Below are 13,945 nucleotides of genomic sequence, written 5' to 3'. Positions count from 1 at the left end.
CGTGAACAAGACGGCTCCCACTGTCGAGGGACCGACGCCTTTCCGCATGATCCGCACGACCAACGTGAAAGGTGGCTTCGTCAACTTGTCCGAGGTGAGGTACGTCGAAGAGGCGACCTATCAGCAATGGACCAGGCGGCAAGTACCGCGACGTGGGGACATCATCCTGACGCGAGAAGCGCCGCTGGGAGAAGTTGGGTTGCTGCGCGAGGACGAAGGCATTTTCTTGGGTCAGCGCCTGATGTCGTATCGCGCCAATCCGAAGTACGTCGACAATCGCTTTCTTCTCTACGCACTGCTCGGACCGGAGCTACAGGGGCAAATCCAGGCTCTGGGGGCAGGATCGACCGTCGCCCACATGCGAGTACCTGACGCGCAGCGACTACTTATTCCCACACCGCCGCTTGCGGTCCAGGAGCGCATCGGCTCCATCCTCGGCGCCTATGATGACCTGATCGAGGTTAATCGTCGGCGGATCGCGCTGCTGGAGGAGATGGCCCGGAGGCTCTTCAACGAGTGGTTCGTTCGGTTCCGCTTCCCGGGGCACGACGGCTTCCCGATGGTCGACACGGCCGAGGGAGCGGTGCCGAAAGGTTGGTCCCTCCGTCAGGTTGCAGGGCTAACTTCGTATATCTCGCGGGGTCTAGCTCCACGGTACGATGAGGCCGCCACCACCCTCGTGATTAACCAGAAGTGCATTCGGGATCAGCGCCTGTCCCTTACTTCTGCTCGAACGCAGAGCAAGGCTGTTCCGGTCGATAAGCTGGTGCAGCTTGGTGATGTTCTCGTGAACTCAACCGGCGTCGGCACTCTTGGACGCGTCGCGCAGGTCGAAGCTGTCCTCGAAGGTCTTACGGTGGATACACACGTCACCATCGTCAGGCCGGCAGCCCACGTGGATCGAGATTTCTTCGGTCTGGCGCTCCTACGCCTGGAGCCGATGTTCGAGAGATTAGGCGCAGGTGCCACGGGGCAAACCGAACTCAGTCGGGCCCGTATTGCGGACGTGGAGTTGGTCGAACCGCCTTCGGAGGTTCAGGCCAGCTTTGGTCGCTTAGTCAGACCTATGCGGGAGCTGTCCTTCCGGCTCGCCCAGCAAAATGAAGCGCTGATCGCCTCACGTACATTGCTGCACCCCCGCTTGATCGGGGGAGAGTTGTCCCTCGACGAGGTTGAACGCGAACTTGAGGCCGCCGCCTAATGCGGCCCGCCGGCGCCTCGCCCTCGCTATCCGGCTCCATCGCCAGCGAGAAGGCGGTGGTGGAGGTGCCGGCCGTCGAACTGCTGCAATCGCTCGGGTGGCAGCACGGCGACCTTATGCAGGAAGAGGTAGGGGCGAAGAACGCCACAGGGCGCCTCTCGTTCCGCGAGGTGATCCTGCCTGCCCGCCTCCGCGCCTCACTACGACGCCTGAACCCAGCATTGCCCAAGGCGGCTCTCAGCGAGGCCGAGAGAGCGCTCACGGCCGACCGCTCGGCGATGCTCCCAGTGGCGGCTAACCGTGAGGTGTACGGGTTCCTGCGCGACGGTGTGCCTATTGAAGTGCGGCAGCCAGACGGCTCGCTGAAACCCGAGCGCGTAGTCCTGGTCGACTGGACTAACCCGACCAGCAACGATTTCTTCCTCGCGTCCCAGTTCTGGATCGAGAGCGACCTCTACAAGCGTCGGCCGGATACAGTCGGTTTCGTCAACGGCATCCCGCTCCTGCTCGTGGAGTGGAAGGCCCCGATGCAGCCCGTTCAGGAAGCCTACGAGGCCAACCTGCGGGACTACCGCGACACGATCCCGCGGCTCTTCGAGTTCAACGGTTTCACGATCCTCTCCAATGGCCTTGAGGCCCTCATGGGGGCGGGCCACGCGGAATTCGAAAGCTTCGCGCCATGGAAGAAGCTGGATGAGGAGGGTCCCGCGAGCGTGGCGATGGAAACCCTCCTGCGGGCGACCTGCGAACCGCCTCGCTTCCTCGACCTTGTCGAGAACTTCCTGCTTTTCGACGATGCCCGCGGCGGGTTGCGGAAGGTGGTCGCGAAGTATCATCAGGTGCTCGGCGTTAACCGCGCCATCGAGGCAATCGAGCAAATCGGCCAGAACCGTGGCCGTCTCGGCGTCTTCTGGCACACCCAGGGCAGCGGCAAGAGCCTGTCCATGGTGATGTTCGCCGAGAAGGCCTTACGCCGCGTAGGTGGCAACTGGACCTTTGTCGTGATCACCGACCGGCAGGAGCTGGACGAGCAGATCGCCGGTACCTTCGCGTCCGTCGGGGCTCTCACCAAGAATGTAGACGACTGCCAAGCCCAGAGCCGGGCTCATCTCCGAGAGCTGCTTGCCGGCCAGGAGCGATACGTTTTCACGTTGATCCACAAGTTCTCGGTCGAGCGTGGCGAGCTGATGCCGGTGCTGTCGGAGCGCAGCGACATCATCGTCATTACGGACGAGGCCCACAGAAGCCAGTACGACCAGCTCGCCGCCAATATGCGCCGGGCGCTCCCGAATGCGGCCTTCATCGGTTTCACTGGGACGCCGCTGATCGCGGGCCAGGAGGAGCGCACGCGCGAGGTCTTCGGCGACTACGTTTCAGTCTACAATTTCGCGCAGTCCATCGCGGACGGCGCCACCGTGCCCCTCTACTACGAGGCACGGAAGCCGGAACTGCAGCTCGACGCGGAGGAGCTTCGCGACGACCTTGATGACCTCCTCGACGAAGCCGCCCTCGACGAAGACCAGGAGAAGCGCCTGCAGCGGGAGTTCGCCCGGCAGTACCATCTGATCACCCGCGAGGACCGACTGGACCAGGTGGCTGCCGATCTCGTTCGCCACTTCGCGGCGCGTGGCTACCTCGGCAAGGCGATGTTCGTCGCCATCGACAAGGCCACCGCGGTCCGCATGCACGACAAGGTGAAGGCGCAATGGTCGGCACTGCTGGCGGCCGAAGAAGCGCGAGTGGCGGGGGTCCCTGAAGAAGCCCGTGGTGCCCTTGCGGAGCGCCTGGAGTGGATGCGGTGGGTCGACATGGCGGTGGTGGTCAGCCAGTCGCAGAACGAGATTGCGGACCTTAAGGCGAAGGGCCTCGACATCCTTCCCCATCGCGAGCGGATGCAGAAGGAGGACCTGGAGAGCAAGTTCAAGGACCCGGACGATCCCCTCCGGCTCGTCTTCGTCTGCGCGATGTGGATCACCGGCTTCGATGTGCCGACCTGCAGCACGGTCTACCTCGACAAGCCGATGAAGAACCACACGCTGATGCAGACCATAGCCCGGGCGAACAGGCGGGCGCCGGGCAAGAGCGCAGGCGTCATCGTCGACTATGTCGGCGTCTTCTTGAACCTACAGAAGGCTCTCGCGATCTACGCGGGGCAGCAGGGCGGCGGCGCTCCGATCCGGAACAAGGACGAGTTGGTTGCTGTGCTGGATGAGGCGCTGGCGCGAGCGCGAACCTTCTGCACGGGCGTGGGGGTCGATATCGACGCCATCCTTGCAGTGGACAAGCTGGCGCGGCTGGCATTGATCGGCCAGGGGGTCGAGGCCCTCATCGCACCCGACGAACGACGACGGGAGTTCTTCCGCCTCGCTGGAGCCACCACGCGGGCCTACAAGGCCCTCCTGCCGGACGAGAGGGCGGCCTCCTACCTCAAGCCGGTGGCGGCCGTTCACGTCCTTGCAGAGGCCGTTCGGGGCAAGCTGGGTCCAGTAGACATCGCCGCGATCTCGGCAAAGATCGAAGCTCTGTTGGACGAGCGAGTTCAGGGCGTCGCGATCACTGCGCCCATCATCGATGGCGATGAGGCCGGAGGGCGGGTCGACCTATCCAGCATCGACTTCGAGAAGCTCGCGACACTGTTCGCCAGCCAGCCCAAGACGGCGGCCGAACAACTCAAGACGGCGGCCGAGAGGAAGGCCCATGACATGGCCGCGAAGAACCCAACTCGGGTTCACCTCGTCGAGAAGTTCGAGAGATTGGTCGACGAGTACAACCTCGGCACGCTCGACGCAGAGACCTTCTTCGCCGCACTGAAGAACTTGATCGCTGAGATGGACGATGAGGACCGCCGTGCGGCTCGCGAAGGGCTGAGCGAGGATGAACTCGCCATATTCGACCTCCTCAGCAAGCCCGAGCCGAAGCTCACCAGGGCCCAGGAGGTCGAGGTGAAGAGGGTGGCCCGGGAGTTGCTGGAGAAGCTCCAGGAGTTGCTGGGCGTGAACCAGTGGCAGTTGCGGCCTCAACCCCGGGCCGCGGTTCAGTCGACGATCCGCTTCGCGTTGAACGACCTCCCTGAAGAGCCCTATCCGGAGGAGGTCTGGAACGAGAAGGTCGATGCCGTCTGGCAGTTCGTGTTCAGCCGGTATCAGGCAGGCGCGGGTACTGCTGCGGCGCGATGAGACCTCCGCTGAGGGGGCCGGTACTTTTCCGGGAAAAATTCGAGCGGCCATAATCTATCGAGCGCTTCTGGAATTCCCCCCGTATGGGGGGTGCCGGCGCGGACCCTGCCCAAAAGTGCAGTCACTGCACCGAAGCCGCTGGGAGGCCGTGGATGATCAGATCGAAGGGCGGGATGGCCTGGCCCTCGACCTCAGAGGCGTTCCATGACGTTGAGGACACTCCGGGCAGTCCAGGTGCCACCACGGGCGGTCGCTACGTGTCGCTCGTTCAGGGCCTTGGCGAGGCCGTTGGCCGAGGTCACGCCAGACGAGCGCAGTTCGTTGATGATCCGCCGAAGCCGTTCGGCCCGCTCCTGTGCGTCAAGGCGAACGGCTTCGATGGCCCTGGCGTTGCCATAGGGGCGGAGATGGGCGGCTCCGTTCGGGTTCCCAAGCCGCCGGCCTCGCGCCTTCGCCGCCGCCAGGGCCGCCTTGGTGCGCTCCGAGATCAGCTCGCGCTCCTTCTGCGCCAGCATCGCCATGATCCCCACCGTGAAGCGGTCGGCGCTGGGCATGTCGCAGGCGACGAAATCTACCTCGGCCTTCTGCAGTCCCAGGAGAAAGTGGGCGTCGCGGGACAGACGGTCGAGCTTGGCGATGATCAGTGTCGCACCGGTCAAGCGGACATGCTCCAGGGCCTTGGTCAGTTCGGGCCGATCATCGCGCTTGCCACTTTCGATCTCGGTGTAGGTCGCGAGGAGCTTCGCCTGGCTCCCCTGCGCGGCCAGGAAGCCTTGGACGGCCGCTTCCTGCGCCTCCAGGCCTAGGCCACTGCGGCCCTGTTGTTCGGTGCTAACGCGGCGGTAGGCGATGAAGCGGCGGAACATGTCAACGTTCTCCTTGCAAATTCCTCTAACGAGCGTTAGCGGGTTTTACAAGGCCCCGGCATTCGGACGAGGCGCAAAGGCCCTTGGGAGGAACCGTGACGTCGAACATTCTCGCCGCTCTGGCAGACGACGAGCTGATCACCGAATGCGTTTTGGCTGCTGATGATCCTTCGCATGACATCGACGGGAATGCGGCCCTCTTGGAGGAGGCCCGGCAACGTTGCGCCTATGGAAGGCTGGGTGACGAGTTTCTTCAGATGCTTGATGTGGTGCTGGGGCGTTCGGAGAGCGCAATTGTCTGTGACGCCCTATCTCCCCGAGAGGCGGTGACGAAGGCGCTTCAAGGTCTCCGCAGGGGCACCGTGCCGCGCCGGACCCACCTCTTCCATGGGACGTTGAAGAGCAGGCTGGTCGGGATTGCTAGGGAAGGACTTGCCCCCGGCAGGCATGCGAAGAACTGGCGCTTCGAGATGTCGTCCGAACATACCGCGAGTGGCGTGTTCTTCACTGAGACCTGGCGCCAGGCCAACAACTGGATGTTGATGCGAGCGAACGGTGATCCAGCCAGAGGTGCGATCCTGCGCCTGCCCAGCGATGGGCTGTTCCCCGTGAAGGACGAGTTTGCGAGAGGCTCCGGTAACCTCGTGGTCCGCGGTCAGACGGTCGACGTGAGCAATGCCGAGGTACTACTGCACCCCTTTACCGTCACCAATTCCTGGTTGACGTTGTCGCAGGCCATCGATGTCGGCCGCCAGGAGCGGAAGCAGCGCCGAGCGTAGTGCTGTCACAACCGCCCCTCTGCGACCTCCTGACCGACCAAGGGCGCGTTGCCCGGCGTAGGAGGGGGAGGTAGGACGGCGGGAGCCGGTGGGTCGTTCTAAGCGGCCGGCGTGGAAATACTTTTTCGTCTCTGTCTTCATCCCTACGGGTACAAGTTTTTGACGTTCTCGCATCGCCTATGCCGCGCTCCTGGCTGTACCTCTCCAACCGCCACGCGCTTCAGCCACTATTGCAACGTCCACCGGGCCCGACTTCGTCGGCACGGGTCGGTCGACCAGGCCGCGATCACCAAGCCGGAATTAGCGCCATACGTGGAGCGTGTACGGGCACGGGCTAGCAAGAACATCGGCAACCCAGTCTGGAGCCTCCTGGAGGGGCTCTGGCAGGACCTTGGGCGGCAAGCCCAGAGCGTCCTAGCGTTTCACCAGCAGGGCCGTCCGGGGGCAGCCCATGAACGCCGCGCTGCCCAGGAGATCGTCAAGCTGACGACGTCGGTGGAGCCCAAGGAGGCCATCGAGACGGTGCTGGCGATGGTCATGATGTGGGACCAGGAGCCGAGGCGCTTTCGCTCAAACGAAGGGTTTCGCAGCCAGCTGGTTCGTCGGGTACGGGCGTTGGCCGACATGAACATCGGCGTCTACTTCGACGACAGCAGTGGCCGGTCGAAGAGGGTCTACCGCGACCTGCCGCCCCGTGTGGTCAAGACTATGGCCGACTGGATCATCAAGGTTCTCGGAGGGCCCGCGCTCCAGATCGCACGCCTTGAGGTGCGTGACCGCGAGGCCGAAGACCGGCGACGCCAAGAACTCCAGGATGCACTGGCAGACCTGAAGTGAGGACCGTGGGCCGCCAGAACCCCACAGGTCAGATCGACGTCGACGCCGCTGGACCCGCCGAGCGTACGACGACGCCTGCGGTGCCCGATGCCTTCGATCTCCTCTCTGCCCCGATGGCAACCTTGGCCTACGTCCCGGAGAGCAAGCAGGCCGAAGCACTCGTGGCCAGCATCGTGGACCGCGTTCTGGGTCACGAGGAGGCGGGCGGTTCCCGTCGACGTAGGAGGAGGGCCGCTGACCTCCAGGGCTTCTGCAGGGCCGTCGGAGCCATCCTCGGTGTCAAATCGCGTTGAAGGGCAGCCCCCTTATCGCATTGAAGGCTAGCCCCCCTGCAAGCCTGGTCGGACGTGCCGGGATCGCCCCGGCTGAGCTGGTCAGGGTTGCTGGGCCGGGGCGATTTCGGCGTCCAGCTCGCGAAGGTCTCGGGAGCGTTCAGGCGCGGTTCTTGAAGCGCCAACTCTCGTTGCCGGTCTCAATGATGTCGCAGTGATGCGTGAGCCGATCCAACATCGCAGTCGTCATCTTGGCGTCGGTGAAAATCTGGGGCCAGTCGGCGAAGGCGAGATTGGTGGTGATGATGATCGAGGTGTTCTCGTAGAGCTTGCTGATCAGGTGGAAGAGCAACTGCGCGCCGGCCTGACTGAAGGGCAGATAGCCGAGCTCGTCGATGACGACGAGATCCTGGCGCAGCAGGGCTTCGACGATGCGTCCGCTCTTGCCGGCGGCCTTCTCCTGTTCGAGCTGATTGACCAGGTCGACGAGGTTGAAGAAGCGGCCGCGGGCGCGCGCCCGGATGACGGCGGCGGCGATCGCGATGGCGAGATGGGTCTTTCCCGTTCCGGTGCCGCCGATCAGGATGAGATTGCGCCTGGCGTCGATGAACTCGCCGGTGGCGAGCTCGCGGATGTGTCCCTCGTCCACCGGCGTGTCGTCGAAGATGAAGGCATCGAGATCCTTCAGAACCGGGAATCTGGCGCCGCTGATGCGATAGTTGATTGAACGCGACTGGCGATGGGTCAGCTCCGCGCGGATCAGGCTCGCCAGCAGGGGATAGATCTCCTCGCGGCGGTTCAGGCCTTTGCCGGCGATCTCGTCGAAGCTGGCGCGCATGCCGTAGAGCTTGAGGCTGGTCATCGCCTCGATCAGTTGGTGGCGTTCCATGGCGAGGCTTCCCTTCTCTTGCGCAGGTTGTCGTATCGGGCGCAGTCGGCGACCGGCTCGGTCTTGAGCCTGAGGGCGTTGGGTGTGGTGATGCTGGCTGGAACAGGCGGCTGGCGACGGCGCGCCAGGATCGCGATGACGACGTCGCCGCTGGCGATGCCGGCCGCGAGCGCCTCGGTGCAGGCCTCCGCCACAGCGGCAATGCCGTCCTCGGGGACGCGGCCGAGGATCTTCACAAACTGACGGTCACCATCGACATGACGCCGCAGCTTCTCACGCACCACGGTGAGCGGCGCCGGCAAATCCCAGTCCTTGAACGGCGCGCCATTGCGTAGAGCACCCGGCTTGCGCATCAGCACCGGCAGATAGTGCCAGGGATCATAGACGACCTGATCGCGCTTGAAGCTGCGGGGATGGTCGGCGACCGTCTCGCCATCGAGCAACACAACGATCCGGTCGGCATAGGCGCGCACTAGCACGGCGCGGCCGGCGGCTCGGGCATCGACGCTGTACTTGTTGCGATCATGCGTGATCAGGCAGGTCGTGGTCGCCCGCATCGGCTTCTCGACGAAGCCGGCGAAGGGGCCCAGATACGGCATCAGCCGCGCCTTCTCCTCCTCGAAGACCTCAATGACAGACCGATCGCGGAACTCGGGATGCTTGGCCCGCCGAGCGTAGGCGACACATTGGTCGGCGAGCCAGGCGTTCAACTCGTCGAGCGTCTTCACCTTCGGTCGCGGGCGGAACAGCAAATCGCGGATCGTGCCGACCTGGTTCTCGACCTGGCCCTTCTCCCAGCCGGCCGCCGGCGTGCAGGCCACCGGCTCGACGAGGTGATGCGAGCAGAGCTGAAGGAAGCGCCGGTTGTACTCCCGGGCGCGGCCGACGAAGACGGTCTCCACCGCGGTCTTCATGTTGTCGTAGATGCCGCGCCGACAGACCCCGCCATAGAAGGCGAAGGCCTTGTCATGCGCGTCGAAGACCATCTCCTGCGTCTCGCGGAAATAGGCGCGCACGATCGGCATCCGGCTATAGGCCAGTCGCATCTGGGCGACCTTCACCACCACGGGCAGCCCGTGGAGTTCGATCGCCTCGTGGCTCCAGTCAAACTGATAGGCCTCGCCGGGATCGAAGCGCAGCGGAATGAAGGCCTGCGCCGGCAGCCGGGCGCGATCGGCACGCCAGGCCTTCACGAACCGATGGACGCTGTCATGGGCTCCGTCGTAGCCGCGCCCGCGCAGCTCCTCGAACAGCCGGATCGTTGAGCGTCGCTCGCGCCGCGGCAGCCGGTCTTCGGCCTCGAGGATCGCCGTCAGCGTATCGACCCAGGCTCCAAGCTTCCGCCGCGGCTGGACCTCGCGCTTGTAGATGAACTCGGTCGCGCCGGAGCGGAGCACTTTGCGAACCGTGTCGCGCGCGAGGCCGAGTTCCCGCGCGATCCGCTTGATCCCCTTGCCGTTCTGGAAATGCTCGAACCGGATCCGACCGATCGTCTCCACACCCGTCATCCCCGGACCCTTCCGAAAAGACGGAAGGATCAGCCGCAGCCGATAACAGGGGGGCTAACCTTCAAAGCGATAACCGCCCCTCACGGGGCCAACATTGCAGGCGATCTCACAATCCTCGGCGATCTCCTGGTTCATCCCCCGAGCGATGGTCAAGGTGCTCTGGTCTACCGCTCCACGCAGGCAAATTCCTTCTCGGGTGGTCCGGTCGCCTACCGCCCGTTCAAGGCCGCACTGGAGGCCCTCATCACTCTGGGGCTGGTCGAGAAGATCACCGGCTTCTACGACCCGAGAAGGTTCGACTGGGGAGATGGCGTGGTGTCGGGCCAAGGGCGAGCGTCCCGCTTCCGGGCCACCACGTCCTTGCTGGGTATCGCGGCCGACCACGGGGTGATCGTTGGGGCTGCACGAGATCACTTCCGTCAACCGCCACCAAACCGCGTCATCGTCCTGAAGGCGAAGTCCGGGCGGGTTGGTCGGGTCAAGGTCAGAGGAGGGCGGCTGGTCGTACCGGACAGGCCGGAGGTGTGGTTGCTCGGTGACCAGGTACGGCAGATCGACGCGTTCCTGCGAGGCGTGGAGATCACAGGCGGCTCTCATCAGGGCTTCGTCCGGCAGTTCGAGCATGGCGACCAGCCGGGCTTCAACTGGGACAAGGGCGGGCGCCTATACTCAACTGGCCCGGGCAACTATCAGACCCTCAGCAAGGCCTCCAGGCTGGCGATGCGCTTCGACGGAGAGCAGGTCGTCGAGATCGACATCAAGGCCTCGTACCTTACGATCCTGCACGGGAAGCTGGGTGTCCGCCCGGAATTCGAAGCCGACCCCTATGATATCGAGGGAGTTCCGCGAGAAGTCGTCAAGGGCTGGCTGGTGGCGACCTTCGGGGCCGAGAAGTCGCTGCAGCGATGGCCGCAGGAGCAGGTCAGGGACTATGCGACCCGAACAGGACGTCGTCTCGGACAGGACTACCCGGTCAGGGCGGTTGGGGAGAGGCTGCTTGGCCGGTATCCCGTTCTGGGCAGTGCCGGGGAAGAGGGGCTCGGTTGGCCCGACCTGATGTTCACCGAGAGCGAGGTGGTCATCAGGACCATGCTTGCGTTGCTGAAGGATGGGACACCTTCACTCCCGGTCCATGACAGCCTCATCGTACCCGCCAGCAGGAGCCGGCCTGCGGTTGACGCCTTGCGGGAGAGCTTCAAGCAGGTCTTGGGGGTGGAAGTCCTGGTCGAGGTAACCGGGGTGCATTGAACCAAGTACGCCCCTACGCTGAACCTCCTTTCCTCCCCCCGAAGTCGCCTCAGCATAACTGGTAACGGTAAGGACATGTCGACCCAGACCTCGAATGGACCCGCGCTCATTTTCACCGATGGCGCCTGCATCGGAAATCCTGGGCCCGGCGGGTACGCTGCGGTCATCCAGATCGGCGACGCCGAACAGGTCATCGTCGGGCGGGAGGAGAGCACGACGAACAACAGGATGGAAATGACCGCGGCCATCATGGCCCTGGACGCCCTCCCGGCAGGTCTTGGGGCGGTCGTCCACAGCGATAGCGAGTATGTCGTGAAGGGCATCACGGAGTGGCTGCCCGGATGGAAGCAGCGCGGCTGGCGAACCGCGGCCAAGAAGCCCGTCCTGAACCAGGACCTTTGGGAACGTCTGGAGGCCTTGGCGGCCGCGCGTAAGGTCACCTGGACGTGGGTGCGGGGGCATGCGGGGCACGAACTGAACGAGCGTGTAGATGGCCTTGCCAACGCCGAGGCGCAGAAGGCCGCCGACGCCAACGGGTGGGTGCCGGGAAGCCGCTTCGGGTTCAAGCCGCTGTAGGGCGCCGCGGACTGGAAGAAAATGCGACGCTCATGTCGCACAAATAAACAGATATCTTGTTTTATATCACAGTCTATGCATTTTGAGCGGCCATGAGCAATCAACCTGAGACGAGACGGGTCGTTGAGAAGTGGGGCGCTGCTGGCCACGCTGGCTTTCAGCTCGTCCCGGACCTGCTGCTGAAGAACCAGGTCAAGCTGGGCCTTTCGCCCACAGACCTGGTCGTGCTCCTGAACATCACGATGCACTGGTGGTACGCGGATCAGCGCCCATTTCCTCGCACCAGCATCATCGCCAAGCGCATGGACGTGCAGACTAGGACCGTTCAGAGGTCAGTGGAGCGGCTGCGCCAGCTCGGGCTTTTGCAGAAGGTGAAGGAGACGCCTTCCGACGGGGGCGAGCGCGAGGTTTGTGACCTTACGGGGCTGGTGGAACAGCTGTCCCGCCTCGCTCTCGACGACCCGGACTATCAACACCGTGTCGCACTTCATGGGGGACAACATGCGCGAGCCCCCTAATGATGAACTCGAATTCCACTGGGCCAACTTCAAGATGGCCGCACGAGGCCTCCCCGCCCGCATCTGGGCAATCGGAGGCCTTGTGCTAGTCGCCACCTGGCTCTTCTACCCCTTGTTGTTTCGGTGAGTGGCGGCCAACCTCGGTTCAGCGGCTTGCCACAGGCCGTTGAGGTCAGCGCGGTCTTGGTAGGGCTCCTGACCGCAGGATGGTAGCGCAGCCCTATGCGGCGGCCTGCGCGGTCCCCTTGCTCAGGCCCGGTAGCTGGATGAGGGCCACGGACCGAGCGGCGGTGGTCAGCCAGGTCTCACCATACGCCTGACCGACCGTCGGCGGTGCGTTGCCGGTGATCGCATCGAGGACGCTGTCCTGGACACCGGCTTCGCGTCCGAGCGTCTTGAAGAGGTGGCGCCACGCGTGATTGGGGTCCTTGCGGTGCTCCTTGCGGCCGACTTCGATCCCGAGCTTGTGGACCCATGCGGCCACGTTCTTCGCCACGATCTTCGCCTGGGGCTTCTTGGCCCCCTCCCTGCGGCGCGTAGGATCGAAGAACAACGGCCCTTGATCCCTCTGCTTCGCGAAAGCGCAGAAGCCGGCCTGTAGGGCCAGAGGGTGCAGCGGCACCGTCCGTTCGGAGTTGGTGTTCTTCACCGACCCAGCGGCGGCCCGGATGTGCATCACCCAGACGCCTTCCACTTGTTCGATGTCTTCAGCTCGGAGCTGGCAGACCTCGGACACCCGCGCACCTGATCCGGCGCAGAGGAGGGGAACCCAGCGATAAACCGGGCTGGTCTGCCGTGCGGCTGCCTGGAGGATCGTGGAGGCATCCTGTTTGCTGAAGCCCAGCATCCGCTCCCCAGGCTTCTTGGACCGCTTCACGGCCACCCTTGCGGCCGGGTTCTCGCGGAGTAGCTCGTTCTCGGCGGCCCAGCCGAGGACGGCCTTGAGCGCGGCAAGCTTGCTGTCGTTGATGGTCTTCGGGCTCATCCCGTCGTCCAACAGCTTCTGCTTCCAAGCGACCACGTCCTGCCGACGAATGGCGCTGGGATCGTCATGCCCGACGAAGGTGACGAACTCGGCGATGTAGCTGCGCCACAGATCGAGTGTGGCCTGCCGTGGGGCCTTCTCCTTGGCCCAGCCGTTAATGAGGTCTTCGAACCGACCGGCGCCACGGGCCTTGGTGACCTCTGCGACTGCTTGGGAACGCCATGCCGGGTACTTCTCGGCGATCTTGTCGGGGCGGTAGTCGCCAGTCGCGAACCGCATCAGGGTTCGGGCTGCCTGCAACCTGGCCCAGGCGATCTCCCTGAGAAGCTTCAGGCGCGAGTGCTCCTCCAGTTCCAGTCCGCTGATCCCCAGGACCTCATCGAGGTCGACAAGCTTCGTCAGAAGGCGACCGGCGAGTTTCGGGTCATAAGGCGGACTGGTGATCCCGTCGCTCTCTTCGTCCAGGTGCTCGAAAGGCTCGGCGAGCTGGTCGGCGTAGGCGTCCCACCCTTCAGGTTCACCGGGGTCGGAACGGAACTCGGCCACGAGTTCGCGATAGGCCCGGCCCGCCAGTCCGAGGACTTCTTCATGCGTCAGTGAGACCGAGGCCTTCTTCGCCGTCGCCCAGCGTTCTTGGAGCTGCGCTTGGACAGCGGCATGGCGGGTCTTTGCCTCGCCCACATCCTTGGTCCCCAGCGAGACCTTGATGATGTCCCGAACGACGATGGTGCGGTCCGCACCGCCGACCCTGAGCGTCAGCTTCTGGCCTGCGAGCTTGTCTTTCAGCTCAGCCGGAACACGCCCGCGGAAATACCACATCCCCGTTTCCGGGTGCCCCCAAGGGCGCGACGTCAACATCACCACGGTGTACCTCCCCTGTGTACCAGGGCGAGAGGTGTAACCCCTTGTTTTCCGCTAAGCTCTTGAAGTTGGTAGCCTTCAAGAAATGTTGGTGCCCAGGAGAGGACTCGAACCTCCACGCCCTTGCAGGCGCCAGCACCTGAAGCTGGTGCGTCTACCAATTCCGCCACCTGGGCAACGGCGGTTCGTTTACGGGGGCCGAGTCGTCCTGTCAACGGCCCTGTCGCGG

Annotated in this window: 12 protein-coding genes and 1 tRNA gene; 8 read left to right on the top strand and 5 right to left on the bottom strand. The window is 64.2% G+C overall.

Translation table 11 applies throughout. From position 1 onward, the window contains the following. The first annotated feature begins 46 nt into the window (after window positions 1–46). Both OCUBac02_RS20195 and OCUBac02_RS20190 read left to right on the top strand, forming a co-directional pair. A complete protein-coding gene (locus tag OCUBac02_RS20195) occupies window positions 47–1,201 on the top strand; it encodes a restriction endonuclease subunit S (RefSeq protein WP_173048160.1) in 1,155 nt (384 codons plus the stop codon). After that, window positions 1,201–4,377, top strand: coding sequence for a type I restriction endonuclease subunit R (locus OCUBac02_RS20190; protein ID WP_173048159.1), 3,177 nt, complete (start codon window positions 1,201–1,203; stop codon window positions 4,375–4,377). Before OCUBac02_RS20195 ends, OCUBac02_RS20190 begins: the two co-directional genes overlap by 1 nt. A gap of 191 nt (window positions 4,378–4,568) precedes the next feature. Here the strand turns inward: OCUBac02_RS20190 and OCUBac02_RS20185 are convergent, their stop codons facing one another. After that, the gene (locus OCUBac02_RS20185) at window positions 4,569–5,243 is read right to left on the bottom strand and encodes a recombinase family protein (protein ID WP_173048158.1); all 675 of its coding nucleotides are present in this window, start codon (window positions 5,241–5,243) and stop codon (window positions 4,569–4,571) included. Window positions 5,244–5,338: 95 nt separating this feature from the next. On the opposite strand from OCUBac02_RS20185, the gene OCUBac02_RS20180 reads away from it, so the two are divergent. The 3 genes from OCUBac02_RS20180 to OCUBac02_RS20170 all read left to right on the top strand — a co-directional run bounded on the left by OCUBac02_RS20180 (window position 5,339) and on the right by OCUBac02_RS20170 (window position 7,152). Continuing rightward, window positions 5,339–6,022 (top strand): hypothetical protein, encoded by a 684-nt coding sequence (locus OCUBac02_RS20180; protein WP_173048157.1) that lies wholly within the window; start codon window positions 5,339–5,341, stop codon window positions 6,020–6,022. Between the two features lie 312 nt (window positions 6,023–6,334). Further along, the gene (locus OCUBac02_RS20175) at window positions 6,335–6,859 is read left to right on the top strand and encodes a hypothetical protein (protein ID WP_173048156.1); all 525 of its coding nucleotides are present in this window, start codon (window positions 6,335–6,337) and stop codon (window positions 6,857–6,859) included. A 5-nt stretch (window positions 6,860–6,864) separates the two neighbouring features. Next, a complete protein-coding gene (locus tag OCUBac02_RS20170; protein WP_173048155.1) occupies window positions 6,865–7,152 on the top strand; it encodes a hypothetical protein in 288 nt (95 codons plus the stop codon). Window positions 7,153–7,291: 139 nt separating this feature from the next. Here the strand turns inward: OCUBac02_RS20170 and istB are convergent, their stop codons facing one another. Both istB and istA read right to left on the bottom strand, forming a co-directional pair. Beyond that, a complete protein-coding gene (gene istB, locus OCUBac02_RS20165) occupies window positions 7,292–8,020 on the bottom strand; it encodes an IS21-like element helper ATPase IstB (protein ID WP_173043572.1) in 729 nt (242 codons plus the stop codon). After that, the gene (gene istA / locus OCUBac02_RS20160; protein WP_173043570.1) at window positions 8,002–9,528 is read right to left on the bottom strand and encodes an IS21 family transposase; all 1,527 of its coding nucleotides are present in this window, start codon (window positions 9,526–9,528) and stop codon (window positions 8,002–8,004) included. Before istA ends, istB begins: the two co-directional genes overlap by 19 nt. Here istA and OCUBac02_RS20155 point away from each other — a divergent pair. From OCUBac02_RS20155 to OCUBac02_RS20145, 3 genes are all read left to right on the top strand, one after another. Beyond that, window positions 9,487–10,776: a hypothetical protein gene (locus tag OCUBac02_RS20155; protein WP_173048153.1), complete on the top strand. Its 1,290-nt coding sequence runs from the start codon at window positions 9,487–9,489 to the stop codon at window positions 10,774–10,776. The genes istA and OCUBac02_RS20155 overlap by 42 nt on opposite strands. 75 nt (window positions 10,777–10,851) lie before the next feature. Continuing rightward, window positions 10,852–11,352 carry a ribonuclease HI gene (rnhA, locus tag OCUBac02_RS20150; protein WP_173048151.1) on the top strand — a complete coding sequence of 167 codons (501 nt, stop codon included), beginning with the start codon at window positions 10,852–10,854 and terminating at the stop codon, window positions 11,350–11,352. Between the two features lie 92 nt (window positions 11,353–11,444). After that, window positions 11,445–11,870 (top strand): helix-turn-helix domain-containing protein, encoded by a 426-nt coding sequence (locus OCUBac02_RS20145; protein ID WP_173048149.1) that lies wholly within the window; start codon window positions 11,445–11,447, stop codon window positions 11,868–11,870. Window positions 11,871–12,090: 220 nt separating this feature from the next. Here the strand turns inward: OCUBac02_RS20145 and OCUBac02_RS20140 are convergent, their stop codons facing one another. Both OCUBac02_RS20140 and OCUBac02_RS20135 read right to left on the bottom strand, forming a co-directional pair. Then, entirely contained in the window at window positions 12,091–13,674 is a 1,584-nt protein-coding gene (locus OCUBac02_RS20140; protein WP_173048147.1) for a tyrosine-type recombinase/integrase, read from the bottom strand. Window positions 13,675–13,805: 131 nt separating this feature from the next. After that, window positions 13,806–13,892: transfer RNA gene (locus tag OCUBac02_RS20135), tRNA-Leu, on the bottom strand. Window positions 13,893–13,945 lie beyond the last annotated feature (53 nt).

The organism is Bosea sp. ANAM02 (genome assembly GCF_011764485.1).
Lineage (GTDB): Bacteria > Pseudomonadota > Alphaproteobacteria > Rhizobiales > Beijerinckiaceae > Allobosea.
Note: the sequence above shows the minus strand (reverse complement) of the source record. Positions and strands in the feature narration are given on the sequence as shown.

What these genes read in the sequence shown, in the direction of transcription:
- OCUBac02_RS20195 (WP_173048160.1), top strand. Translation starts at nt 47, where the DNA reads ATGATCCGCACGACCAACGTGAAAGGTGGCTTCGTCAACTTGTCCGAG.
- OCUBac02_RS20190 (WP_173048159.1), top strand. Translation starts at nt 1,201, where the DNA reads ATGCGGCCCGCCGGCGCCTCGCCCTCGCTATCCGGCTCCATCGCCAGC.
- OCUBac02_RS20185 (WP_173048158.1), bottom strand. Translation starts at nt 5,243, where the DNA reads ATGTTCCGCCGCTTCATCGCCTACCGCCGCGTTAGCACCGAACAACAG.
- istB (WP_173043572.1), bottom strand. Translation starts at nt 8,020, where the DNA reads ATGGAACGCCACCAACTGATCGAGGCGATGACCAGCCTCAAGCTCTAC.
- OCUBac02_RS20155 (WP_173048153.1), top strand. Translation starts at nt 9,487, where the DNA reads ATGCTCGAACCGGATCCGACCGATCGTCTCCACACCCGTCATCCCCGG.
- istA (WP_173043570.1), bottom strand. Translation starts at nt 9,528, where the DNA reads ATGACGGGTGTGGAGACGATCGGTCGGATCCGGTTCGAGCATTTCCAG.
- rnhA (WP_173048151.1), top strand. Translation starts at nt 10,852, where the DNA reads ATGTCGACCCAGACCTCGAATGGACCCGCGCTCATTTTCACCGATGGC.
- OCUBac02_RS20145 (WP_173048149.1), top strand. Translation starts at nt 11,445, where the DNA reads ATGAGCAATCAACCTGAGACGAGACGGGTCGTTGAGAAGTGGGGCGCT.
- OCUBac02_RS20140 (WP_173048147.1), bottom strand. Translation starts at nt 13,674, where the DNA reads ATGTGGTATTTCCGCGGGCGTGTTCCGGCTGAGCTGAAAGACAAGCTC.